This is a genomic window from Streptomyces sp. NPDC107517, assembly GCF_055582645.1.
On sequence record NZ_JBVJPM010000013.1, the window covers coordinates 119,315 to 141,474 of the forward strand.

A 22,160-nucleotide genomic window follows, 5' to 3' on the forward strand; every position below is an offset into this window, starting at 1 on the left:
GAGTACGGCTGGGAGGAGGTCGGGGGTACGCGGGTCAGCGGCCGCGCGTCATGCGGCGGTACTCGGCACCGACCTGATTTGCCGTCACCTCGCGGTCCAGGAAGAGGAGATCGTCCATGCGGCAGTCGCAGGCGTTGTTCTCGCGCGTGTTCTGCGGGAAGCTGCCGCCGATCTTGATGCCGCGCGGGTCGGTCGGCGAGGCGCGGTGCGGCGCCGGTGTGGTGGTGAGCTCCCAGGGGTCGCCCGGCGTGACGTAGAAGCCGTCGAGAGGCTTGCCGTCGCGGTACAGGGCCATCGTGCCGTCGCGGAAGTCGAAGGTCGCGGCCAGATGGACCCACTCGCCACGGGGCAGGAGCTGCTGCCAGTCGGCGGAGGCGGCGAAGGTCTGGGAGGCGCCGCTGTCGAGGCGGCGGCCGAGCGCGACGAGCTTCAACTCGCCATTGACCTGGATGAGTTCGAGCAGCGCGCGCACGGCGTGGCCGTCGCTGGTGCCGGACAGCACCCCGGCGAGTCCGATCGCTCCGTAGCGGTCGGTGGGGTTGGCGGTGTTGGAGTTGAGGGTGGGGTTGTCGCCCGTCATCTTGAACCAGCCCATGACGGTGGCGGCCTTGGCGCTGTTGAAGGCGCCGAGGGAGTCGACCCCGGCCTCGTTCCAAGTACCCGCTTTCCAGTCGTCGTTGCCGGCGGTGGCCGGGTTCTGCTGGCGGACCTGAAGGGCGGGCGAGCTGCCCGGGTAGGCCTCGTCGGCGACGCGCATCGCGGAGCCGCCGTTGATGAGCGTGAGCGGGGTGTGGGAGCGTCCGATGTCCCGCTCCTTCGCGGGATCGGCGGGATCGGGGTGCCCGAAGTCGTACGCGGCCACTGCGTGGGAGCGCAACGAGCCGTGTCCCGCAGAGCCGTTGGCCTGCGCGGGGACCCCGGTGGCGGGGCCGCTCGCCTGCGCGGGAAGCGCTGCGGCGGCGAGGACGGCGACCGAGGCGAGGGCCACGGCGGCAAGTGCGGTGTGTCGTGTGCCTCTGGCGGATCGGGTACGCCCGGCGCGTGGTGCGAGCCCGGCGCGGACGGCGGTCCGGGCGATCGCGGTACATCTGGTGCGGGGCAGTCTCATACGGCCTCCGAACGGCAACGAAGGGGCTGCCGACCGGGATTCCCCCGACCGGCAGAAAGCGCTTTCGTCACGTGCGGGGACCATGTAACTCCCTCGCCGCAACCCTGACAATGGGCGTGTCCGCGCCATTTTTCGAAGGCGCACCGCCGGGCAGCCGGGGCGGGCGGTGTACGGCGGAGAAGTCGCGCGCGTCAGCAAAGGGCGCGCATCACTCCGTGGACACTCCGAGGATTCCGGTCCCGAGCCGGCCGCCGACCGCGACCCGGACCGGCCCGCCCATGGCGTCGACCGAGGCCGTCCAGTGACCCGCCAGATGCAGAGTTCGATTGGGGAGCGCGCCGCGCGGCACGTACTGGCGGTGCAGTGCGCGGCCGTCCTGAGTGACGACGAGGACGGGCCGCACCAGCACCTGCGCCGTCCGCAGGACGAAGCGGTCCACCGGCGCCTGCGGAGCCACCCGGTTCGGCGCCACCCAGCGCAGGGGCGCCGCGACCTCGATCGCTGGACCGCCCGGAGCCGGACCCGCACCCTCCAGGAACGCGTGAACGGCGTCGGCCGCGAGAGCGCCTTCGCGGGCCGCCCACGGCGCCGGCTCCACCGCGTGCAGCACGTTCCCTACCGCGAAGACGCCCGTGACGCCGGTGCGGAACGCGCCATCGACAGCGGGCCCTCGCGTCCCCGCGTCGAGGGCCACTCCCCCGCGCCGCGCAAGCTCGTGGTCCGGCACGAAGTCCCCGGTGAACACCACGGTGTCGCAGCCGACGGTCGTCAGCCGGCCGTCGCGGTGCCGTAGCCGGACCCCCGACACCCGCCTCTTTCCCAGGAGTTCGGCCACGGTCGCGCCGGTGAGCACGGGGACGCCGTGACCGATACGGGCCGCCGCCGCCCGCGCCCGGCCCAGCTGGTGGCGCGGCTCCTCGGTGGTGAGCGCGGCGACGGTGACGCCGGCGCGGCGCAGGGCGGACAGGGCCGCGTAGCTGACCGGTTCGGTGCCGACGACGACCGCGCGGCTGCCGACCGGCTGTCCCTGCAGGTGGACGGCCTGCTGGAGCTCGCCGGTGGTGAGCACTCCGGCGGGCCGTGTGCCGGGTACGAGGCGTGCGCTGCGCGGGCGTTCGCGCGCGCCGGTGGCGAGGACGACGGCGCGTGCGGTGATGCGTTCGAGCCCGTGCGGGCCGGTGGTGTCGAGGGTGAGCGGCCCCGCCCATCCGGTGGCGGTGACGCCGGTCCGCACGCGTGCGCCGGAACCGAGCGCGGCCTCCACGGTCCTGGCCGCGTACTGCGGCCCGGTCAGGCCCCACCGCCCGAACCCGCGGTGGTGGCAGTGCCGCGGAACGCCGCCCGCCACCGCCTCACGCTCCAGGACCTCCACGACGCCCACGCCCTCCTCGGCGAGGCCACGGGCGACGGCAAGTCCCGCGGGCCCCGCGCCGACGACGATCACGTCGACGCTCCGCTGCCGCCGCGTCATTCCGGCCCCCACTCGCCCCGCCCCTCATGAAGTGCGCGCACGGCCGCCCCACAGTAGAACCCCTGGCACCGGCCGCCCCGCGCCCGGGTCCTGCGGCGCAGTCCCTCCAGGGAGGCGGGCGGGACCGTGCTGATCAGGGCGTCCCTGATCTCTCCGCGGGTCACGCGCTCGCAGTGGCAGACGATGGTGCCGTAGGCGGGGTCGGTCGCGATGAGGTCGGCGCGCTGGTAGGGGCGAGGGAAGGCCTCGCCCAGGTTGGGCATGCGGACGGGCGTCAGGTCGGCCGGCTCCTTGAGACCGAGGCCGGGGTCCGCCTCGGCGACGAGGCCCGCGACATGCGCCGCGATGGCCATCGAGGCGGTGAGCCCGGTCGAGCGGATGCCGCCCACGGTGACGTAGCGCCGGTCCTCGTGACAGCGGATGCGGTAGTCGTCGTGTTCGGTGGCGGCGCGCAGGCCCGCGTAGGCGGCGGTGACCTCCTCGTCGACCAGGGCCGGCAGGATGCGGCGCCCCTTCGCGAGGAGCCCGTCGAGTCCGTCCGCCGTCGTGCCGGTCGCCGCCTTGTCGTCGAGGTCCTCGGCGGTCGGGCCGAGGAGTACGTTGCCGTGGACCGTCGGCGCCACGAGGACGCCCTTGCCGAGCGCGGTCGGCACCGGAAGCAGGACGTGCCGGACCAGATCGCGGGCGAGCTTGTCGAAGACGATGAGCTGGCCGCGACGCGGGGTGACGGTGAAGTCCCGGCGCCCGAGGACGAACCGGTCGAGCACGTCGGCGTGGAGCCCCGCGGCATTGACGAGGAACCGCGCCCGGAGCTCGCCGCGCGACGTGGCCAGTACATGATCGCCGCCTGCCGAACCGACTGCCTCCACCGGCGAGTTGAGGTGCAGGTCGACACCGGAGCGCACCGCTTGGGTCGCGTACGCCAGTGTGGTCGTCCAGGGGCAGATGATGCTCTCGCCCGGGACGTCGAGCGCGCCGAGGACTCCGGGGCCGAGCTGCGGTTCGCGGGCCAGGGTCTCGTCGGCGCCGATGATCCGCGCCGCGTCGTATCCGTTGCGCCCGGCCTTTTCCAACAGGCCCGGCAGCGCGGCGAGTTGTTCTTCGTCCCAGGCGACGAGCAGCGCGCCGACGGGCTCGACGGGGATTCCGGACTCGGCCGCGTAGGCGGCGAGGAGCCGCTGCCCTTCCCTGACGAGGCGGGACTCCAGGGAGCCGGGCACGGCGTCGAAACCGGTGTGCAGGATCGCCGTGTTGGCCTTGGAGGTGCCGTCGCCGACATCGCCTGACGCCTCCACGAGAGCGATACGCAGACGCGGGTGGCGCGCCAGCTCGCGTGCGATCGCGGTGCCGACGACACCGGCACCGACGACTGCGACGTCGTAGGGCCGGGACGACATCTCCCCTCTGGACGACAGCGGCCCCTTGGTGGTGACGGTCATGGCGCCTCCCTGACGGTGACGGTCATGGCGCCTCCTTGACGGTGACGGTCATGGGGACACCGTCGGCGTGCGGTCGAGGAGCGTGGCCACCGCCGAGCGGAAGCCGTCGAGGCGTTCGGCGGCCTGCGCCGCGTCGATGCGCGGCTCGTACACGGCGGCGGGCCGCCCGCGCGGGACCGCGTCGCGCACGGTGAGCTCGGGATCGATCCCGAGCCGTGCGACGACCCCCACACCGAGCGCGGTCGCGTCCGTCAACTCGGCTACCTCCACGGGGAGTTGGAGGAGGTCCGCCTGGGTCTGCATGAGCAGGGCCGACCGGGTCAGGCCGCCGTCGACGCGGAGGGTCCGCAGCGGCTCTCCCAGGTCGGCGGCGACGGCGTCCGCGAGCGAGACGACCTGCGCGGCGATCCCCTCGCACAGGGCGCGGACGAGGTGGCCGGAGGTGGTGTCGAGGCCGAGGCCCGTGAGGGAACCGCGAAGGTCGCCTCGCCACCAGGGCGCCGCGAGACCGGCGAGGGCCGGCACGAAGGTGACGCCGCCCGTGTCGGGCACGGCCGATCCCACCGGGTCGATGTCCTCGGCCCCCGAGATCACCCCGAGGTCGGTGAGCCAGCGCACGGCGGATGCGGCGGTGTAGACCTGCCCGTCGAGGCAGTAACTGCTCTGCCCGGCGAGGCGCCAGGCGACGCAGCTGACCAGCCCCGAGTCCCCGCGGTGCGGGCGGTCACCGGTCGGGGCGAGCAGGAACGCCCCTGTCCCATAGGTGCACTTGGCACTTCCGCGCTCCGTGACGTCCTGGGCCAGCAGCGCGGCCTGCTGGTCCACCAGAAGCCCGGCGAGGGGGAGCTCGGGCCCGAACGCCTTGGTCGTACCGACGGGCCCGGCCGCGTCGACGACGTCCGGCAGCCGCTCGCCGCCGAGACCGAAGATGTCCAGGGCGCGCGGCGACCACGCGACGGCGTCCAGGTCGAGGAGCTGCGTGCGTCCCGCCGTTGCGGCGTCTGTGACGAACGCGCCGGTCAGCCGGTGGACGAGCCAGGCGTCGCTGGTGGTGACGACGCCGTCCCGGGTGAGGTGGCGGCGGATCCAGGCCATCTTCGGCGCGGCGAAGTAGGGGTCGACCGGCAGTCCCGTGAGCTCTCGTAACTCATCGGCGTGCGGGGCGAGTTCCGCGCACAGCGCATCCGCCCGTCGGTCCTGCCAGACGATCGCGTCCGTCAGCGGTCTGCCGGATGCGGGGTCCCAGGCGAGGACCGTCTCGCCCTGGTTGGCGAGTCCGACCGCGTCGACGGGCTCGCCCGCCGCGGCCAGCGCACGGCGCCCGGCGTCGACGACGGAGGCCAGGAGCGTGGCCGGGTCGACCTCGACGAGGCCGCCCGGGAGGTGGCGCGGACGCACGGGCGCACTTCCTGAACCGATCACGCCGCGCCGCGGGCAGACGACGAGGGCCTTCGTCCCCGACGTGCCCTGATCGATGGCGAGGACGGTCCCCTCGCGCGGCCCGCCGGAATTCGTGATCACCGCGGAAGCCTGCAACAGTCCCCGCAGGAGCGTCAAGGGTGCCTCCCTCACCATTGGCACCTACACTGACTGACCGTCAATCTCCTTATTCCACCTGTGACTTCAGGCCTCTCTCCCCACGCAAGAGGAGCTCATGTCCACACCGGAAATACGCACCACCTCGTCGAGCCCCGCCGAGGGCGGGCCGGCCGGGCCACCGGACGAGGAGGCCAGGCTCAGGGAGCTCGGCTACCAGCCGGTCCTGGCCCGGCGCATGGGCGGCTTCGGCAACTTCGCCATCAGCTTCTCCGTGATCTCTATTCTGTCCGGCTGCATGACCCTGTACGGATTCGGCCTCGGCACGGGCGGTCCCGCCGTGATGCTGTGGGGCTGGGCGGGTGTCGGCCTCTTCGTCCTCCTCGTCGGCCTCGCGCTCGCCGAGGTCACCAGCGCCTACCCCACGTCGGGCGCCCTCTACTACATGGCCGACCGGCTCGGCGGCCGCCGCTGGGGCTGGTACACGGGCTGGCTCAACCTCCTCGGTCTCCTCGGCGCGATCGCGGGCATCGACTACGGCGCGGCCCTGTTCACGGGCGCGTTCCTCAATCTCCGGTTCGACTTCGACCCGACACCCGGCTCCACGTTCCTGATCTTCCTCGCCATCCTGGTCGTGCACGCCGCCCTCAACCTCTTCGGCGTCCGTCTGGTCAGTGTGCTCAACTCCGTCAGCGTGTGGTGGCACCTGGCGGGCGTGGCCGTGATCGTCGGCGTCCTCGCGATCGTCCCGGACCACCACCAGTCGCCGTCCTTCGTGTTCACCGAGTTCGTCAACGACACCGGCTGGCACAACCCGCTGTACGTCGCCGCGATCGGGCTGCTCCTCGCGCAGTACACGTTCTCCGGCTACGACGCCTCGGCCCACCTCTCGGAGGAGACGTCGAACGCCTCCGTGTCCGCGGCCCGTGGCATCGTCCGGTCCATCTGGGTCTCGTGGATCGCCGGATTCGTGCTGCTGGCAGGCCTGACGTTCGCGATCCAGGACTACGCGGGAGCCCAGAACTCCGCGACCGGGGTGCCGCCCGCGCAGATCATGATCGACGCACTCGGCACGTCGGGGGCCACGGCGCTGCTCCTGATCGTGATCGTGGCACAGCTGTTCTGCGGCAACGCCGAGGTGGCGGCGGCCAGCCGCATGGTGTTCGCGTTCAGCCGCGACAACGCGCTGCCGGGCTCCGGGCTGTGGCGCAAGGTGAGCGCCCGCACCCGGACCCCTGTCCCCGCCGTGTGGCTCTCGGTCGTCCTCGCCGCGGTCATCGCGCTGCCGTCCCTGTACTCGACGACGGCGTACGGGGCGGTGACGGCCATCAACGTCATCGGGATCACCCCCGCGTACGCGATCCCGATCCTGCTGCGCCTGCGCGCGGGCGGCCGTTTCGAGCCGGGCCCGTGGAACCTGGGCCGCTGGAGCAGGCCGGTCGGCTGCGTGGCGGTGGCCTGGGTGGCCTTCGTGACGGTCCTGTTCTGCCTGCCACAGGCGTCACCGGTGACGGTCGCGTCGATGAACTACGCGTCGGTCGCTCTGGCCGTCGTGCTCGTCCTGGCGACGGTGTGGTGGTTCGTGGCCCGCGGCTCGTACGGCACCCCGTCGGCGGCGCACCAGCCCGAGGAGGCCGTCGGCACCGGCTCCTGAACACGCCTCGGGGGTCACCGGACTCCGGTGCCCCCCGAGCAGGCGCGGACCGGGTCCTCGTCCGCGCAGAAGTCCCAGGTGTGCGCGCTAGTCGCCGCCGTCCGGCGCCGCCTGCTTGCCCACACCCACGATGCGCAGCGCGATGTCTCCGTACTGGTAGGCGAGCTGGTCGACGGTGAACTCGCCGCCTTCGCGGAACCAGCTCGCGACGCCGATGCCCATGTCGAGGATCGAGTACGAGGCGATCCTGGCCGACTGCACGCGGAAGGCGCCCTCGGCCGCACCCCGCTCGATCAGTTCGCGGAAGCGGCGCTCGTAGTCGCTGCGGCCGGCGAGAACGCGGTCCTGGTCGGGCTGTTCGAGGCTGCCGATCTCGCGGTTGCCGACGAATGCCTCCAGGCGGTGGCGCGCGTGGTAACGGATGTGCGCCTCGACGGAGCGGCGCAGTTGCTTCCGTACGTCGTCGGTGTCCGCGACGGCCGCCGCGTTGTCGGCGATGAGCTGCTCCATCGTGCCGGTCATGATCTCGGCCAGCAGCTCCTGCTTGGACGCCACGTGTTTGTAGAGGCTCGGCCCGCGGATACCGATGGCGGCGCCGATGTCGGTCATGGTCGTGGACCGGTAGCCCTGCGCGGCGAAGAGCGTCAGCGCGGCGTCCCGGATTCCCGCCCGGCGGTCGACCGCGAGGGCGCCTCCCGGGTGCGGTGGCCGGTGCGGACGCTCGTAGACCTCGCGCGGCGATCCACTCACATGAACTCCCGTGCAGCTGTCGAAGGCGAAGCTATCGGATATTAGCTGAGCCCTGGGCTCATCGGACGTAACTATAGCCCGACCCCTTGACATTGAATCCAGTTCAGCCATCTCATGGCTAATGGTCAGTAGCCAAGATCAGGGGTGAGAAGTGTCCATCAGCTTCGAGATCGACGAACGGGTCGCCGACATCGCGCGGCGCACCACGGAGTTCGTGCGCGACGTGGTGATACCCGAGGAACAGGCATGCGACGGCGGTGACGTGCACGCGGGTCCCGAGCCGCTGCGGCGGCGGCTTCAGGAGGCGGCACGGGCGGCGGGCGTGTTCGCTCCGCACGTCGGCGAGGAGTTCGGCGGGCTCGGACTCGATCTGCGCGGGCAGGCCGTCGTGTTCGAGGCGGCCGGGCAGTCGCTGCTCGGTCCGCTCGCGCTGAACTGCGCCGCGCCCGACGAGGGCAATATGCATCTGCTGGAAGTCGTGGCCACCGAGGAGCAGAAGGAGCGGTATCTGCGGCCGCTCGCCGCCGGGGAGGTGCGGTCCTGTTTCGCGATGACCGAGCCGGCGCCCGGAGCCGGGTCCGATCCGCGCGCGCTGGCCACCACCGCGACGCGGACGGACGGCGGCTGGCGGATCGACGGCCGCAAGTGGTTCATCAGCGGTGCCGACGGCGCAGCCTTCGCCATTTGTATGGCCCGTACCAGCGGCACGCCGGGTGACGCGGGCGGCGCGACGATGTTCCTCGTCGACACCGACAACCCGGGGATGAAGATCGTCCGGAACATCGACACACTGGACCACGGCCTGTTCGGCGGGCACAGCGAAGTCGTCTTCGACGGCGCCGAGGTGCCGGACAGTGCCGTGCTCGGCGCGGTGGACGAGGGCTTCCGCTACGCGCAGGTGCGGCTCGGTCCCGCCCGCATGACGCACTGCATGCGCTGGCTCGGCGTCGCGCGCCGGGCCCAGGACATCGCCCTGGAGCGGGCAGCGGAGCGCTCGGCCTTCGGCGGACGCCTCGCCGAACTGGGCATGGTGCAGCAGATGCTGGCCGACTCCGAGATCGACATCGAGACGAGCCGGGCGATCCTGTGGCGGGCCTGCTGGGAGCTGGACCAGGACCGCACGGCCGCCCAGCACACCTCGATCGCCAAGACGTACGTCTCCGAAGCCGTCAACCGCGTCGTCGACCGCGCCGTGCAGGTGTGCGGCGCCCTCGGCATCTCGACAGACACCCCGCTGTCGCGCCTGTACCGGGAAGTACGTCCGTTCCGCATCTACGACGGCCCCTCCGAGACCCACCGCTGGGCGATCGCCAAGCGGGCGGTACGGGCGGCGACGGAGCGGAGGGACGCCCGATGAGCCCGGCACAGGCCGCGGTGGTCGGCGTGGACGTCGCCGCCCTGCAGCGCTACTTCGAACGTCATGTCCGAGAGTGCGCAGGCGAGTTGAGCCTGCAGCTGCTGCACGGGGGACGCTCCAATCTCACGTACGAGGTGACCGACGGGACACACCGCTGGGTGCTGCGCCGGCCGCCGCTCGGAGTGCTGACGCCGACGGCGCACGACATGGACCGCGAGTACCGAGTCGTCGCCGCACTGGGCGGAACCGGGGTGCCGGTCGCCCGCGCGGTGCTGTCGTGCACGGACCCGGAGATCATCGGCGCGCCCTTCTGCGTCGTGGACTTCGTCGACGGCACGGTGCTGCGCGACGGCACCGAGGCCGCCACCCTGCCGCCCGCCGAGGCCCGGCGCGCCGCGGACGCGCTCGTCCACGCCCTCGTCGAGCTCCACGCGGTGGACGCCGCCGCGGCCGGGCTCGGCGACTTCGGCCGGCCCGACGGCTATCTGGAACGCCAGGTGCGCCGCTGGCGCGGCCAGTGGGACAAGGTCGCCACGCGAGACCTGCCCGACCTCGACGCCCTGCACGACCGACTCGCGCGCTGCCTCCCCGCGAGCGGCGCCCCCACGGTCGTACACGGCGACTACCGCCTGGACAACACGATCCTCGCCCCCGGCGACCCCGGACGGATCGCGGCGGTCGTCGACTGGGAGATGGCCACGCTCGGCGATCCGCTCGCCGACCTCGGGATGCTCCTCATGTACTGGGACCCGGTCTGTGAACCGGTCCTCGGCGCACGCCACGTCCCGACCTCCAACCCAGGCTTCCCCACCGGCCGCGAACTGGCAGAGCGGTACGCCGAGCTGTCCGGCCGGGACATCAGCTCCGTCGCCTGGTACCAGGCGCTCGGCTGCTTCAAGCTCGCCGTGATCGCGGAGGGCATCCACGCCCGCTATCTCGCCGGGCAGACCGTCGGCACGGGCTTCGAGCACGTCGGCGCGGCGGTGCCGGCGCTGCTGCGCTCGGGAAGGGAACTGCTGTCTTGACCGCGGTCCGGCGCACCACTGACCAGCACACCGATGCCCAGCACACCACTGACCAGCGCGCAGATGTCCAGCGAACCGAGGGAGTACGAGTGTCGAAGCGCCTGTCCGGAGAGGTCTGTCTGATCACCGGCGCAACGGGCGGGATCGGCACCGCCGTCGCGCACCGCCTCGCTGCCGAGGGCGCCGCGGTGGCGGTGACCGACGTGGACGCGGACCGCTGCGAGGAGCTGGCCAAGGAGTTGACGGCGGGCGGAGCGCGGGCCCTCGGCCTCGCCCTCGACGTCACCGACGAGGAGGCGTGGCGCGGCGCCGTCGAGCGGGTGACCGACGAGCTGGGCGGCCTGTCCGTGCTCGTCAACAACGCGGGGATCGCCGAGATGCGGACCGTGGAGACGGAGACCCAGGAGTCCTGGGAGAAGGTCATCGCGGTCACCCAGACCGGTGTCTGGCTCGGCATGAAGCACGGCGGGGCCGCGATCGAGCGGACCGGCGGCGGCTCCGTCGTGAACATCGCGTCGATCTTCGGGACGGTCGGCGGCTTCGGCAGCCAGTTCTCGTACCACGCGGCCAAGGGCGCGGTCCGGCTGATGACGAAGAACGCCGCGCTGCACTGGGCGACGCGCGGGGTCCGCGTGAACTCGGTCCACCCGGGGTTCATCGAGACGCCGCGCTCGCGCGAACTGTGGCGGGGCACGCCCAGGCACACGGCCATGGTGGAGGGCACGCCGATGGGCCGGCTCGGCAGCCCCGAGGAGGTCTGCGGGGCGGTGGCGTTCCTCGCCTCCGACGACGCGAGCTTCGTCACGGGTTCCGAGCTGTACGTCGACGGCGGCTGGACGGCCCGCTAGACGCCGACAGAACTGGGGGGCGTGGCAGTTGCCACGCCCCCCGAAGCGCTCAGAGGAACTGCTGTGTCAGTTCACTCGCGTGTACTGATCGACATCGCCGACGCGCGCCACGGAGATCCGCCCCCGCAGCACCAGGACGTCCAGATGGGCCGCCGTCTCGTTGATCGCGAGCATCTGGTTGAAGTCGCTGAGCTCGCCGAACGGCACTTCCCGGCGTGTCCAGCCGAGCTTACGGGCGACCTCGTGCGCGTCGAGGGTCGCGTCGCCGAGCGCTTTCAGGCTCTTCGCGAGGCGGTCGTCGTGGTGGGTGAGCAGTTCGGCGACGCGGGTGTGCGCGCTGTCGGCGACGGGGCCGTGCGCGGGCAGCAGCTGTGTGTCGGCGTACCGGGTCATCAGGTGCAGCGAGTCCAGGTAGTCGGCGAGCGGTTTGCCGCCCGGCTCGGTGAGTTCGAAGCCGATGGACGGGGTGATGTGCGGCAGGACGTGGTCGCCGGAGAACAGCAGGCCGCGCTGTTCGTCCAGGAAGACCACGTGTCCCTGGGTGTGTCCGGGGGTCGGCACGACCCGCAGCTCCCCCGCACCGAAACTGACGGTCTCGGCGCCCAGCCAGCGGTCGGGGGCCTCCCAGACGGCGGGGTCGTAGCCGCCGTGGTCCAACTGCTCGATGCGGTTGGCAAGTTCCACGGCCCCCGCGTCGCGCAGGGTCCGCAGCGAGCCGGCGGGCGAGTCGCTGCGCAGCCGGCCGAGCATCTCGAGGCCCGGCCGCTCCCCCGCCCCCAGATAGACGCGCGAGCCGAGGAGGCGGCGCAGTTCCACGGCGTTCGTGTAGTGGTCGCGGTGGATGTGGGTGACGAGGATGTGGCTGATGTCGGAGAGATCGCGGCCGATGGCGGCCGTGGCTTCCTCAAGCGCCTTGCGGGCCTCGGGAATCGCCCAGCCGCCGTCGATCATGACGATGCCGTCGTCCTCGGCGAGGTTCTCCAGCAGATAGACGTTGACGGCGTGGAGTCCGTCGTTGGGCAGCGGCAGGGGTACGCGGTGCACTCCGGGCCGTACGGTCTGGACTCCGGCCGCGGCCCATGGACCCTGATCGAACCGCGCTGTCATGGTGCTCTCCCTCGCTCTGGCTGGTGTACCGCTGTGGATCGGGCGGGCATCGGCACGAGCGCCCGCCGCTGTTCAGGCCGTCGGCGCGAGGTCCGTACACACCGCTGTTCGGGCGTCGGCGTGAAGTCCCCGCACAGACACCGCTGTTCAGGCGTCAGAGCAAAGCCGCACACAAACACCGCTGTTCGGGCGTCGGCGCGAAGCCCGCGCAGGGACGCCGCTGTTCAGTCGTCGGCCCGAAGGCTCTGCGCCAGTCGTCCGGCCGCCGACCGGTCGAGCTTGCCGACCTTGGTCTGGGGCAACTCCTTGACTGCGTAGACGAATTCGGGCCACTTGGTCTTGGCGAGTCCGAGGCTCTCCAGATGCCCGGTGACCTCCCCGAGGTCCATGCCGGCGCCGTCCTCCGTGACGACGAGCAGCGCGACGCGTTCGCCGAGCACCTCGTCGGGCACCGCCGCCACACAGGCCCGGGAGACACGCGGGTATCCGGCGACGGCCCGTTCGATCTCGGTGATGTCGATGTTGCGGCCGCCGCGGATGATGATGTCCTTCTCGCGGCCCATGATGGTGACGGTGCCGTCCTCGTGGGGCATCAGGAGGTCGCCGGTGGGGAAGTAGCCGTCCTCGGTCAGCGCCGGCGGTTCGACCCGGCCCGAGCGGGCGTACCCGAGGAAGAGGGACGGGCCGCGCACCTGCGCCCGGCCGGTCACCTCCGGCCCGGCCTCGGCCCCGTCGGGGGTGAGGGCACGCAGGTCCGTGCCGGGAAAGGGGCGGCCGTCCCGGCCGAGCCGGATCTCCTCGCTCTCGTCGGGCCGGGGCGAGGTGTGCCCGAGGCACTCGGACATCCCGAAGACCCTGAGGATCTTCGTGCCGAGGGACTGCTCGGCCCGTGCCAGCGCGCCACGGTCCATCGGCCCGCCGCCGACGGTGATCGCGCGCACTCCGGAGAGGATGCCGGAGCCCGCGGCCTCGGCTCCCATCTGCAGCGCCATCGTCGGTACGCACATGGTCCAGCGGACGGCGTGCTCGGCCATCCGGCGCATCGCGAGCGCCCGGTCCCACTTGGCCGTCAGGACGAGCGGGCCGCCGAGGACCAGGGAGAGGTGGACACCGAAGCAGTACGCGGCGGTCGACGACAGCGGCACGATGGCGGCCACCGCGTCGCCGGGCCGCAGCCCGTTGATCCTGATGGTGCTCTCGGCCGCGTAGGTCAGCGCCTCCGCCGACTGCACGACGCCCTTGGGCCGCCCGGTCGAACCGGAGGTGAGCCCGATGAGGACGCCGCCCGACCAGCGCGCCGCGTCGGGTCGTCCGGTGCCGCGATGTACCTGCCACCCGTCGAGCACCGTGTCGTCGGCGCGGCCCGTCAGCAGCTCGGCCACCGCCCACTCCGCCAGCGCCGAGGGTTCGGCGACGACGGCGTCCGGCCGGATGTCCTCGAAGGCCGCCGCGAACTCGCCCTGTGTCGTGTGGCGGTTGACGACGGCGAGGACGCCGCCGCTCAGGCCCACGGCGAGTGCACCCGCCACCGTGCGCCACGAGTTGTCGGCCTGGAGCATGACGGTGCCGCCCCCGCCGTGGGGGAACATCCCGTCCCTCAGCCGGGTCGCCTCGGCGAGCAACTCCCGTGCCGTATGGCTGCCTTCATCGTCGACGACGGCCACGAAGTCCGCCCGCCCGGCCCTCTGCCGGAACTCCCGCACTACCTGTCGCATCCGCTTCCTCGCTACGCCGTGCCGAACCCGTTGTCGAACGCTCCCGTGTCCAAGGCCGTCGGGGCCTCAGGCGGTGTACAGCTCCTTCTCGGTGCCCATGACCGCGATGCGGCGGCCCTTCATGTCCCCGACCTGCGCGACGGCGGCCGCCCACTCGGGGCTGGCGAGGGCCGTCTTCAGGTCCTCCGGGGAGTCGAAGCCGAGCACGGACATCCCGTCCCAGCCCTCGGAGCGCGGCTCCAGCGCCTGGTCGATCTCGGTGTGCCGCCAGGAGCGCAGACCGGGCAACTTGTAGGTCAGCTCGGCGTGGTCACCGCGCCACCAGTCGATGAACCGCTCGTGGGTCCACTCCGGGGGCCGGGCCGCCAGCAGGACGAGGTTGTACATGACGATCCTCCGTAAGAATTCAGGAAACAGGGCCGGAACAAGACCGGCGGGAACAGGATCGGGCTGAGCTCACTCGAAGCGGATCTGCGAGGACCGCCCGATCAGCAGCCGCTGCAGCCGCCCGCCCGTGTCCACCCGCCCGGCGGCGACGAAGCTCGCCTCGGGAACTCCGTCGCGCCGCACCTCTCCGAGGAACAGCTCGTCCTGGCCGAGGGTGGTGGCGGAGAGCCGGTGGTGTGTGCGCGTGCCCCGCTCGCGCTGCCGGAGGTAGCCGACCAGCGCGGCACGGTCGCCGGCGAAGTCGGTGGCGTTGCCGTCGCCGGTGGAGAACAGGATGGACAGTGTGAAGTCGTCGCTGATCAGGTCGAGGATCCGGTCCGGCGTGTCGGTGTCGAGGATCTCGAACCAGGCGGTGAGAAAGGGGGCCGCGACGGAAGCGGCCTCGGGCGTGGTGGTGTCGGTCATATCGGCTTCCCTTGTGCTGAGGCCGAGCGAGCGCTCGGTCGACGCGGTGGCGGCTACTGCGGCGGGTCGATCAGGTCGTAGGTCGTGGTGAAGTACGACTGGTAGCGCGCCATACGTCCCTCGGGCGTGACGACGGCGGCCGACAGGAAGGACCCCATGGCCTTCCCCGACTCGGAGACGTATCCGTACACGGTCTCCAGGTCACCGTCGACACTGTGCCGGAGGATGTGGTGCACGCGCTCGACGGCGTTGCGTCCCCCGATGTATGTCTCGAACTCACCCTTCGACCGTCCCGTCGCCTCCCGGTTCGGCAGGGCGATACGGAACTGGAAGTCCGGAGCGAGGAGTTCGAGCGCCCGCTCGGGGGTGTCGCTGTCCATACGTGCCATGTATTCGCGCAGCACACTGTCCATGGAAGGTCCTTTCACTGGTCGCAAAGAAGGGAGGAGACAGATCACGTCAGTCGCGGGTGGGCGGTGTGAAGAAGTCGCCCTGCGACTCCCAGCGGCCGTTCCTGACGACGACCTTCTGCAGGTCGCGTGTGCCGAGGTGCCGACCGGCGCCGTAGTTGAGGACCGGACCCACGCCCGTGTCGACGTGGCGTGCGGTGCGGTAGGCCCGCGTCAGTGACTCGCTGGTCACGGGCCCGTCGATGGACTTGGCGATCTCGACGAAGGCCTTGGCCGCTTCCCAGCCCCACAGGGTGATGAAGTCGGCGGGCTGCCCCCGCTCGTACTTCTGCATCGCCGCACGGAACTCCTTGATGGCCGGGTCGTCGTCGTTCGGCGACTTGACCAGCTGGAGCGCCTTGAGGCCTTCGGTCGCCCCGCCCCCCAGCGTCAGCGTGGCCCGTGCAGCGACGGGCGCGTAGCCGTACACGGGGGCGGTGACGCGCTGCAGCTTCGCCTCCTTGAGGTAGGAGGCGGTCTCCGCGGCGGTCAGGATCAGCACGACGGCGTCGGGCTTCGCGGCCTTGACCTTGCTGATCACCGGGCTGTAGTCGGTGGTCTGGTACTTCACCGACAGCCGCTTCACCTGGATCGACGGATCGGACTTCCGTGCGGCGGGGCCGATCACCTTGGCCACGTTCACGAACGCCGCCGGGTCGCTGTGCACGACGAGTACCTTTTTCGCCCCGTCCCGCGTCACCCAGTCCCCGAGCGCGGCCGCCTGGTCCTCGTACAGCGTCTGCAGGCCGAACAGCCCGTCGCGGGCCGGCTCGTACCAGGAGGCATCGCCGCCCAGTGTGTTGAGGACCGGCACCTTCCTCTGCCCGAGCACGAAGGGGAAGGTGGCCTGGGTCTGGGAGGTGCCGTTGGTCGCGACGATCGCCACGACCCCGTCCTGGTCCACGAGCCGGCGGGCGATCTGGACGGTCTGCTGCGGATCGTTGGCGTTGTCCTTGACGACCCAGTCGATGGTGCGCCCGTTGATCCCGCCGCGAGCGTTGACCGACTTGAAGTAGGCGTCGGCGCCGGCCCGTTCAGGGATTCCGAACGAGGCCAGGGGTCCCGTGAGCGGGTACCAGGCGCCTATTTTGATGACTTTGTCGTCCCCTGCCGAGGGGCTCTTGGTGCCGCAGGCGTTCGCCGCCAGTGCGAGCATGGCGGCGAGTGCGGCAATGAACGTGCGTGTCGCGCGTCGTCGCATGACCCCTCCTCAACCGATATAACTCAACCTGAGTTCAGTTCAGTTGAAGTGATGTTAATCCCGGGGAAACGTGCCTGGCAATGGTCCGGCGCTGGGCGGAAACGAAAAGATCCCCTGACGGGAGTCCCGTCAGGGGATCACACGACGCGGAGCGCTCAGGAAGCGATCATCCGCACGCAGGCACCCTCGATCAGCTCGCTGATCTCGGACAGCGGCGTCGGCCCGGACGGCCGGTACCACCGCCACACGCTGACGATCAGGCCCAGCACGCTGGCCCCGAGCAACTGCGCGTCCCGCAGCGGGAAGGTGCCCTGCGACATCCCGCGCACCAGCAGGTTGGTCCAGTCCCGCTCGACGACCTGGACCAGCTGCCGGGCGGCGACCCGCTCTGCCTCCTCGCGCTTGGACTTGCGCGCCCCGGAGAGCAGGTCCATGTGGTTCTGCAGGATGCGCATCTGCAGGACCTCGTGCTCGGAGACGTCGTAGGCGGCGCGGACGCCCGCCCGCAGGGCCTCCACAGGGTCCTCCGCGCCCTCGGTGGCCTCCACGAACCGGTCGTGGGAGCGCTCCAGTTCGAGCCGCATGATGGTGAGGAGGCAGTGCGTCTTCGACTCGAAGTAGTGGTAGAGAGCGGTCTGGCCGATGCCCACCCGCTCCGCCACCGTGGACCACTTCGTGGCCTCGAAGCCGGTCTCGCCGAAGCAGTCCACTGCCGCGGCGAGGATGGCCGCGCGCTTGGACCGCGGCCCCGCCTCCCGTTCAACGATCCTGGTCATGACCCTCTCTCCTGGCCGTCACTCAGCGTGTCCGTACCCGAGAGTAAACCCAACTTGAACTCAGTTGCCAAACCGGTTCCTCACAGGGTCTCCAGGACGGTCGCGTTGGCCATGCCGCCGCCCTCGCACATCGTCTGCAGACCGTAGCGTCCCCCGGTCCTGCGCAACTGGTGAACGAGCGTGGTCATCAGCCTCGCGCCGGTCGCGCCCAGGGGATGTCCCAGGGCGATGGCGCCGCCGTAGGCGTTGACCCGCCGCGGGTCCGCGCCGGTCTCCCGCTGCCAGGCGAGGACGACGGAGGCGAACGCCTCGTTGATCTCGACGAGGTCCATGGCGTCGATCGCGAGGCCGGCCCGCTCCAGGACCTTCTCCGTGGCGGGGATCGGCCCGGTCAGCATCTGGATCGGGTCCGAGCCGACCACGGCCATGCTGTGCACACGCGCCAGCGGGGTCAGCCCGTGGCGGCGCACCGCGTCCTCGGAGGCGATCAGCAGGGCGGCGGCGCCGTCGGAGATCTGGCTGGAGACGGCGGCCGTCAGCCGGCCGTCCTCGGTCAGCGTCCTCAGACCCGCCATCTTCTCCAGCGTGGTGTCGGCCCGCGGCCCTTCGTCGGCGGTGAGGCCGAAGGACGGAACGATCTCCGCGTCGAACACCCCGTCGGCCTGGGCGGCCAGCGCCCGCTGATGGCTGGTGAGGGCGAAGCGCTCCATGTCCTCGCGGGTCACGCCCCAATTCTCGGCGATCAGCTCGGCCCCGCGGAACTGGGAGACCTCCTGCTCCCCGAAGTGCTCGCGCCAGCCGTCACCGGCGTACGGGCTGCCGAGGCCCGCCTGCTCGCCGACCGTCATGGGGCTGCCGATGGGAACGAGGCTCATCACCTCGACGCCGCCGGCCACCACCAGGTCCGCCGCCCCCGAGCCGACCGCCTGGGCGGCGAAGTGCACGGCCTGCTGCGAAGAGCCGCACTGCCGGTCGATGGTGGTGCCGGGCACGTGCTGCGGCAGCCCGGCCGACAGCCACGCGGTGCGGGCGACGTTCCCGGTCTGTGCGCCGATCTGGCCGACGCAGCCGAAGTACACGTCGTCGACGGCCGCCGGGTCGGCGCCGGAACGCTCCAGAAGAGCCTGCAGTACATGGGCGCCGAGGTCGGCGGGGTGCACACCGCTGAGCGCGCCCTTGCGACGGCCGACGGGGGTACGGACGGCTTCGACGATGAAGGCTTCCGGCATGGTGGCTCCAGAGGGGTTGGTGAGGGAAGGGAGTTGAGAGCGCGTACGCACCACTCAGGGCGGGGACACAGCGCTGCGGAACGCGGGCGGGCGTTTGCCCAGGAAGGCGGCGACGCCCTCGCGGCCCTCCACCCCGCAGGCCGCGGCGGCCAGCGCGCGGGCCTCCCGGTCCAGGTGCGGGCCGAGATCGGAGGTCAGCCCCGCGGCGACGAGCCGACGGGTCGCCCCGAACGCGCCCGCGGGTCCGTCACGCAGGACCTCGGCGGTGCGCGCCGCTTCGTCGGCCAGCAGCCCGGCGGCGACGGTGCGGCTGGCGAGCCCGATCTCCACGGCTTCGGATGCCGGTATCCGCCGGTTCGTCAGCAGGAGGTCGAGCGCGCGCTTGGGCCCGGCGAGGCGGGGCAGGAACCAGCTCACCCCGGCGTCCGGCGAGTATCCGATCCCGGTGTACGCGGCGGTGAACGAGGCGTTGTCGGCGGCGAGCGTCACATCCGCGGCGGCCGCGAGACCGATACCCGCCCCTGCGACAGCGCCCTGTACGGCGGCCACCATGGGCGCGTCCAGCCGCGCGAAGACACGCAGCGCCTCGTGCAGCGCACCGGTCACCGCGATGAGGTGCTGTTCCAGCTCCTCACCTTCGAGCCGCGCGAACTCCCGCAGATCGCCGCCGACGCAGAAGGACCTGCCCTCACCGGTGAGGAGGACGGCCCGCACGTCGGCCCGCTCGCACGCCAGCGCCGCGTCGAGCAGGCCCCGCGCCGTCGCCAGGTCGATGGCGTTGCCCGCCTCGCCGCGCCGCAGGGTGACGCGGGCCAGCCCGTCGTCTCGGATGTCGATGCCGACGCCGCTCATCGTGCCGTCCATCCGCCGTCGACGGTCAGGACCTGCCCGGTGCAGTACGTGGACGCGTCCGAGGCGAGGAAGAGCAGCGCCCCGTCGAGTTCCCGCGCCTCCCCGCCGCGCCGCAGCATCGTCCCGCGCTCGACCCACCGCCGCGAGCTCTCGTCTCCGAACAGCTCGGCGGTCATCTCGGTGCGGAACCAGCCGGGCGCGAGGGCGTTGACGCGCGTACCGGACCGCCCCCACTGGCCGGCCAGCTCGCGGGTCAGGCCGATCAGTCCCGCCTTCGACGCGGAGTAGCTCGCGCCGCCGAGCGGGGCTCCGGAGACGAGTCCGAGGACGGAGGAGACGTTGATGATGCTCTTGCCCGCGGCGCCGGGCGCCTCGGCGGTGAGCCGGGCCAGATGGAAGGGCGCGGTGAGGTTCACCCCCAGAACGTCCGCGAAGGAGTCCGCCGACTCGTCCTCGGCGCGCGTCTGTCCGGACGTGGCCGCGTTGTTGACCAGGACGTCGAGATGCCCGGTGGCGTTCAGCGCCGTCTCGGCCAGCCTCGTACGGTCGGCCTCCAGGGACACGTCGCAGGCGACGGGGTGGATACGTGCGTCGCTGTCCGCGAGTTCCTTGAGCCGGTCGATCCGGCGGGCGGCGGCGAACACCGTGGCGCCGGCCTGTGCGAGGACGGTGGCGAACCGCGCGCCGAGCCCGGCGGAGGCGCCGGTGACGATCGCCGTCCGGCCTTCGAGCGAGAAGAGTTCCACGGCGGACGACGGGCTGCTCACTCGTCCACCCCGATCGGAAGTGCGGTGGCGCCACCGTCCAGCACAAGGGTCTGCCCGGTCATCCAGGACGACGCGTCGGACGCGAGGAACAGCGCAGCGTTCGCCACGTCCTCGACCGTGCCGAGGCGGCGCATCGGCAGCTTGGCGGTGAGGATGGGTTCGCGCACCTCCCATACGGCGCGGGCCAGTTCGGTCTTGATCAGCCCGGGGGCGATGGCGTTCACACGGGCCCGCGGGCCGAGTTCGTAGGCGAGCTGCCGGGTCATGTGGAGCATGGCGGCCTTGGTGGCGTTGTAGTAGCCGATGTGGGGATCGACGATGAGCCCGCCGACGGAGGCGATGTTGATCACCGCTCCCCCGTGCTCGGCGATCCAGGCGCGCCACGCGGCCCGGGTCCAGGCGATCATGCCGTACTGGTTGACGCGTACGGTCTTCTCCGCGCGCGGCAGGTCCAGGTCGAGCAGGTCTCCGTTGTACGGGTTGGTCGCGGCGTTGTTGACGAGGATGTCGAGCCGGCCGAAGCGGGCCATGGTCTCCTCGACGCAGGCCTCGGCCTGGTCGGGCTCGCCCGCGTTGGCGACCACGGTGTGGACGTCGCCGTCGCCCTTGACGCGCAGCAGCTCCTCGCGCGCCTCGGCGAGTCCGGCGGCTTTGCGGGCGGCGATCACGACGTGCGCGCCGGCCGCTCGGAATGCGGTGGCGATGCCGAGGCCGATGCCGCGCGATCCGCCGGTGATGACGGCGACCTTGCCGTCGAGGATGTCGGTGCTCACGCCGCTCCTGCCTTCGTGTCGGTGTTCTTCCCGGGCTTCCCGGGCTTCTGGTACTTGGCGAGTTCCTGCCGTGCGACGGTCCGCAGATGTACTTCGTCGGGGCCGTCGGCGATGCGCAGTGCCCGGGTGATGGCGTACAGCCGGGCGAGCACGGTGTCGTCGCTGACGCCGGCGGCGCCGTGGGCCTGGACGGCGCGGTCGACGACCTTGTGGGCGACCTCCAGGGCCGCCACCTTGATCGCGGCTACTTCCATGCGAGCTGCGGCGTTGCCGACGGTGTCCATCAGCCAGGCCGACTTGAGGACGAGGAGCCGCAGCTGCTCGATCTCGATGCGACTGCGGGCGATCCACTCCCGTACGACACCCCGCTCGGCGAGCGGCCCGCCGAAGGCGACGCGTTCGCTGGTCCGCTCACACATCAGCTGGAGCGCCCGCTCGGCGAACCCGACGGCCCGCATCGCGTAGTGCATCCGCCCCGGCCCGAGCCGGCCCTGCGCGAGCGCGAAGCCTTCGCCCTCCCCGCCGAGGATGTGGTCGACGGGGACACGGACGTCCTCGAAGAGCACCTCGCCGTGTCCGCACCGGTCCGTGTACCCGAACATGGGCAGGTCGCGTACGACGGTGACGCCCGGGGTGTGACGCGGGACGAGCACCATGCTCTGCTGCCGGTAGGTGGGCGCGTCGGGGTCGGTCTTGCCCATCAGGATGATGAGCTCGCAGTCGGGGTCGAGGATCCCGGAGGTGTACCACTTGCGGCCGTTGACGACGTAGTGGTCGCCGTCACGGGTGATGCGCGTCCGGATGTTGCGCGCGTCGGAGCTGGCGACCTCGGGCTCGGTCATGGCGAAGCAGGAGCGGATCTCGGCCGCCAGCAACGGCTTGAGCCAGCGCTCCTGCTGCTCGGGCGTGCCGTACAGGGCGAGGAGTTCCATGTTGCCGGTGTCGGGCGCCGAGCAGTTGAACACCTCGGGGCCCATGATGGAGCGGCCGGCCAGCTCCATGAGCGGCGCGTATTCGAGGTTGGTGAGTCCGGCGCCCCAGTCGCCGTGGGCCATGAAGAGGTTCCACAGGCCTTCGGCGCGGGCCTTCTCCTTCAGCTCGGTCATCACCGGCGGCAGCGCGTGCGGGTCGGCGGCTTCGGCGAGCTGCCGGTCGTGGAGCGCTTCGGCCGGGAGGACGTGTTCGTTCATGAACGACCGCATGCGGTCCTGGAGTTCACTCGCGCGGGGCGAGAATCCGAAATCCACGAAG

21 protein-coding genes are annotated in these 22,160 nt (G+C 71.6%); 4 read left to right on the forward strand and 17 right to left on the reverse strand.

The window, feature by feature from the left end; all coding sequences use genetic code 11:
* Window positions 1-34: 34 nt before the first annotated feature.
* The 4 genes from ACZ67T_RS27815 to ACZ67T_RS27830 form a co-directional block, all read right to left on the reverse strand.
* On the reverse strand, window positions 35-988 hold the full coding sequence (locus ACZ67T_RS27815; protein ID WP_469987711.1) for a LamG-like jellyroll fold domain-containing protein: 954 nt from the start codon (window positions 986-988) through the stop codon (window positions 35-37).
* A gap of 328 nt (window positions 989-1,316) precedes the next feature.
* Entirely contained in the window at window positions 1,317-2,579 is a 1,263-nt protein-coding gene (locus ACZ67T_RS27820) for an NAD(P)/FAD-dependent oxidoreductase (protein WP_469987712.1), read from the reverse strand.
* Complete coding sequence (locus ACZ67T_RS27825; protein ID WP_469987713.1) at window positions 2,576-4,018, reverse strand: FAD-dependent oxidoreductase; 1,443 nt, start codon at window positions 4,016-4,018, stop codon at window positions 2,576-2,578. The genes ACZ67T_RS27820 and ACZ67T_RS27825 overlap by 4 nt, the downstream gene beginning before the upstream one ends.
* Before the next feature lie 48 nt (window positions 4,019-4,066).
* Window positions 4,067-5,539 carry an FGGY family carbohydrate kinase gene (locus ACZ67T_RS27830; RefSeq protein WP_469987714.1) on the reverse strand — a complete coding sequence of 491 codons (1,473 nt, stop codon included), beginning with the start codon at window positions 5,537-5,539 and terminating at the stop codon, window positions 4,067-4,069.
* A 133-nt stretch (window positions 5,540-5,672) separates the two neighbouring features.
* Between ACZ67T_RS27830 and ACZ67T_RS27835 the strand changes: the two genes are divergently transcribed.
* Window positions 5,673-7,208 (forward strand): amino acid permease, encoded by a 1,536-nt coding sequence (locus ACZ67T_RS27835; RefSeq protein ID WP_469987715.1) that lies wholly within the window; start codon window positions 5,673-5,675, stop codon window positions 7,206-7,208.
* 87 nt (window positions 7,209-7,295) lie between these two features.
* Here ACZ67T_RS27835 and ACZ67T_RS27840 read toward each other — a convergent pair whose 3' ends face one another.
* Window positions 7,296-7,958, reverse strand: coding sequence for a TetR/AcrR family transcriptional regulator (locus ACZ67T_RS27840; protein WP_469987716.1), 663 nt, complete (start codon window positions 7,956-7,958; stop codon window positions 7,296-7,298).
* A 151-nt stretch (window positions 7,959-8,109) separates the two neighbouring features.
* Between ACZ67T_RS27840 and ACZ67T_RS27845 the strand changes: the two genes are divergently transcribed.
* The 3 genes from ACZ67T_RS27845 to ACZ67T_RS27855 all read left to right on the forward strand — a co-directional run bounded on the left by ACZ67T_RS27845 (window position 8,110) and on the right by ACZ67T_RS27855 (window position 11,188).
* On the forward strand, window positions 8,110-9,315 hold the full coding sequence (locus ACZ67T_RS27845; RefSeq protein WP_469987717.1) for an acyl-CoA dehydrogenase family protein: 1,206 nt from the start codon (window positions 8,110-8,112) through the stop codon (window positions 9,313-9,315).
* Window positions 9,312-10,340 carry a phosphotransferase family protein gene (locus tag ACZ67T_RS27850; RefSeq protein WP_469987718.1) on the forward strand — a complete coding sequence of 343 codons (1,029 nt, stop codon included), beginning with the start codon at window positions 9,312-9,314 and terminating at the stop codon, window positions 10,338-10,340. Before ACZ67T_RS27845 ends, ACZ67T_RS27850 begins: the two co-directional genes overlap by 4 nt.
* Before the next feature lie 89 nt (window positions 10,341-10,429).
* Entirely contained in the window at window positions 10,430-11,188 is a 759-nt protein-coding gene (locus tag ACZ67T_RS27855; RefSeq protein ID WP_469987719.1) for an SDR family NAD(P)-dependent oxidoreductase, read from the forward strand.
* 66 nt (window positions 11,189-11,254) lie between these two features.
* Here ACZ67T_RS27855 and ACZ67T_RS27860 read toward each other — a convergent pair whose 3' ends face one another.
* The 12 genes from ACZ67T_RS27860 to ACZ67T_RS27915 all read right to left on the reverse strand — a co-directional run bounded on the left by ACZ67T_RS27860 (window position 11,255) and on the right by ACZ67T_RS27915 (window position 22,156).
* Window positions 11,255-12,295, reverse strand: coding sequence for an MBL fold metallo-hydrolase (locus tag ACZ67T_RS27860; RefSeq protein ID WP_469987720.1), 1,041 nt, complete (start codon window positions 12,293-12,295; stop codon window positions 11,255-11,257).
* A 224-nt stretch (window positions 12,296-12,519) separates the two neighbouring features.
* Complete coding sequence (locus ACZ67T_RS27865) at window positions 12,520-14,010, reverse strand: class I adenylate-forming enzyme family protein (protein ID WP_469987721.1); 1,491 nt, start codon at window positions 14,008-14,010, stop codon at window positions 12,520-12,522.
* Between the two features lie 66 nt (window positions 14,011-14,076).
* Complete coding sequence (locus ACZ67T_RS27870; RefSeq protein WP_469987722.1) at window positions 14,077-14,397, reverse strand: EthD family reductase; 321 nt, start codon at window positions 14,395-14,397, stop codon at window positions 14,077-14,079.
* A gap of 69 nt (window positions 14,398-14,466) precedes the next feature.
* Complete coding sequence (locus tag ACZ67T_RS27875; RefSeq protein ID WP_469987723.1) at window positions 14,467-14,862, reverse strand: hypothetical protein; 396 nt, start codon at window positions 14,860-14,862, stop codon at window positions 14,467-14,469.
* Between the two features lie 53 nt (window positions 14,863-14,915).
* Window positions 14,916-15,275, reverse strand: a complete 360-nt coding sequence (locus ACZ67T_RS27880) for a nuclear transport factor 2-like protein (RefSeq protein WP_469987724.1) — start codon at window positions 15,273-15,275, stop codon at window positions 14,916-14,918.
* Window positions 15,276-15,321: 46 nt separating this feature from the next.
* Entirely contained in the window at window positions 15,322-16,512 is a 1,191-nt protein-coding gene (locus ACZ67T_RS27885; protein ID WP_469987725.1) for an ABC transporter substrate-binding protein, read from the reverse strand.
* A gap of 155 nt (window positions 16,513-16,667) precedes the next feature.
* Window positions 16,668-17,288, reverse strand: coding sequence for a TetR/AcrR family transcriptional regulator (locus ACZ67T_RS27890; protein ID WP_469987726.1), 621 nt, complete (start codon window positions 17,286-17,288; stop codon window positions 16,668-16,670).
* A gap of 80 nt (window positions 17,289-17,368) precedes the next feature.
* Window positions 17,369-18,517 carry an acetyl-CoA C-acetyltransferase gene (locus tag ACZ67T_RS27895; protein ID WP_469987727.1) on the reverse strand — a complete coding sequence of 383 codons (1,149 nt, stop codon included), beginning with the start codon at window positions 18,515-18,517 and terminating at the stop codon, window positions 17,369-17,371.
* Between the two features lie 54 nt (window positions 18,518-18,571).
* Window positions 18,572-19,381, reverse strand: a complete 810-nt coding sequence (locus ACZ67T_RS27900) for an enoyl-CoA hydratase/isomerase family protein (RefSeq protein WP_469987728.1) — start codon at window positions 19,379-19,381, stop codon at window positions 18,572-18,574.
* Window positions 19,366-20,136, reverse strand: a complete 771-nt coding sequence (locus ACZ67T_RS27905) for an SDR family NAD(P)-dependent oxidoreductase (RefSeq protein WP_469987729.1) — start codon at window positions 20,134-20,136, stop codon at window positions 19,366-19,368. Before ACZ67T_RS27905 ends, ACZ67T_RS27900 begins: the two co-directional genes overlap by 16 nt.
* Entirely contained in the window at window positions 20,133-20,909 is a 777-nt protein-coding gene (locus ACZ67T_RS27910; protein WP_469987730.1) for an SDR family oxidoreductase, read from the reverse strand. Before ACZ67T_RS27910 ends, ACZ67T_RS27905 begins: the two co-directional genes overlap by 4 nt.
* A complete protein-coding gene (locus ACZ67T_RS27915; RefSeq protein ID WP_469987731.1) occupies window positions 20,906-22,156 on the reverse strand; it encodes an acyl-CoA dehydrogenase family protein in 1,251 nt (416 codons plus the stop codon). The genes ACZ67T_RS27910 and ACZ67T_RS27915 overlap by 4 nt, the downstream gene beginning before the upstream one ends.
* Between the last annotated feature and the right edge of the window lie 4 nt (window positions 22,157-22,160).

Excerpts from the sequence above, each read along its gene's own strand:
- ACZ67T_RS27820 (WP_469987712.1), bottom strand. The coding sequence starts at position 2,579 with ATGACGCGGCGGCAGCGGAGCGTCGACGTGATCGTCGTCGGCGCGGGG.
- ACZ67T_RS27825 (WP_469987713.1), bottom strand. The coding sequence starts at position 4,018 with ATGACCGTCACCACCAAGGGGCCGCTGTCGTCCAGAGGGGAGATGTCG.
- ACZ67T_RS27835 (WP_469987715.1), top strand. The coding sequence starts at position 5,673 with ATGTCCACACCGGAAATACGCACCACCTCGTCGAGCCCCGCCGAGGGC.
- ACZ67T_RS27850 (WP_469987718.1), top strand. The coding sequence starts at position 9,312 with ATGAGCCCGGCACAGGCCGCGGTGGTCGGCGTGGACGTCGCCGCCCTG.
- ACZ67T_RS27860 (WP_469987720.1), bottom strand. The coding sequence starts at position 12,295 with ATGACAGCGCGGTTCGATCAGGGTCCATGGGCCGCGGCCGGAGTCCAG.
- ACZ67T_RS27865 (WP_469987721.1), bottom strand. The coding sequence starts at position 14,010 with ATGCGACAGGTAGTGCGGGAGTTCCGGCAGAGGGCCGGGCGGGCGGAC.
- ACZ67T_RS27870 (WP_469987722.1), bottom strand. The coding sequence starts at position 14,397 with ATGTACAACCTCGTCCTGCTGGCGGCCCGGCCCCCGGAGTGGACCCAC.
- ACZ67T_RS27875 (WP_469987723.1), bottom strand. The coding sequence starts at position 14,862 with ATGACCGACACCACCACGCCCGAGGCCGCTTCCGTCGCGGCCCCCTTT.
- ACZ67T_RS27880 (WP_469987724.1), bottom strand. The coding sequence starts at position 15,275 with ATGGACAGTGTGCTGCGCGAATACATGGCACGTATGGACAGCGACACC.
- ACZ67T_RS27885 (WP_469987725.1), bottom strand. The coding sequence starts at position 16,512 with ATGCGACGACGCGCGACACGCACGTTCATTGCCGCACTCGCCGCCATG.
- ACZ67T_RS27890 (WP_469987726.1), bottom strand. The coding sequence starts at position 17,288 with ATGACCAGGATCGTTGAACGGGAGGCGGGGCCGCGGTCCAAGCGCGCG.
- ACZ67T_RS27895 (WP_469987727.1), bottom strand. The coding sequence starts at position 18,517 with ATGCCGGAAGCCTTCATCGTCGAAGCCGTCCGTACCCCCGTCGGCCGT.
- ACZ67T_RS27900 (WP_469987728.1), bottom strand. The coding sequence starts at position 19,381 with ATGGACGGCACGATGAGCGGCGTCGGCATCGACATCCGAGACGACGGG.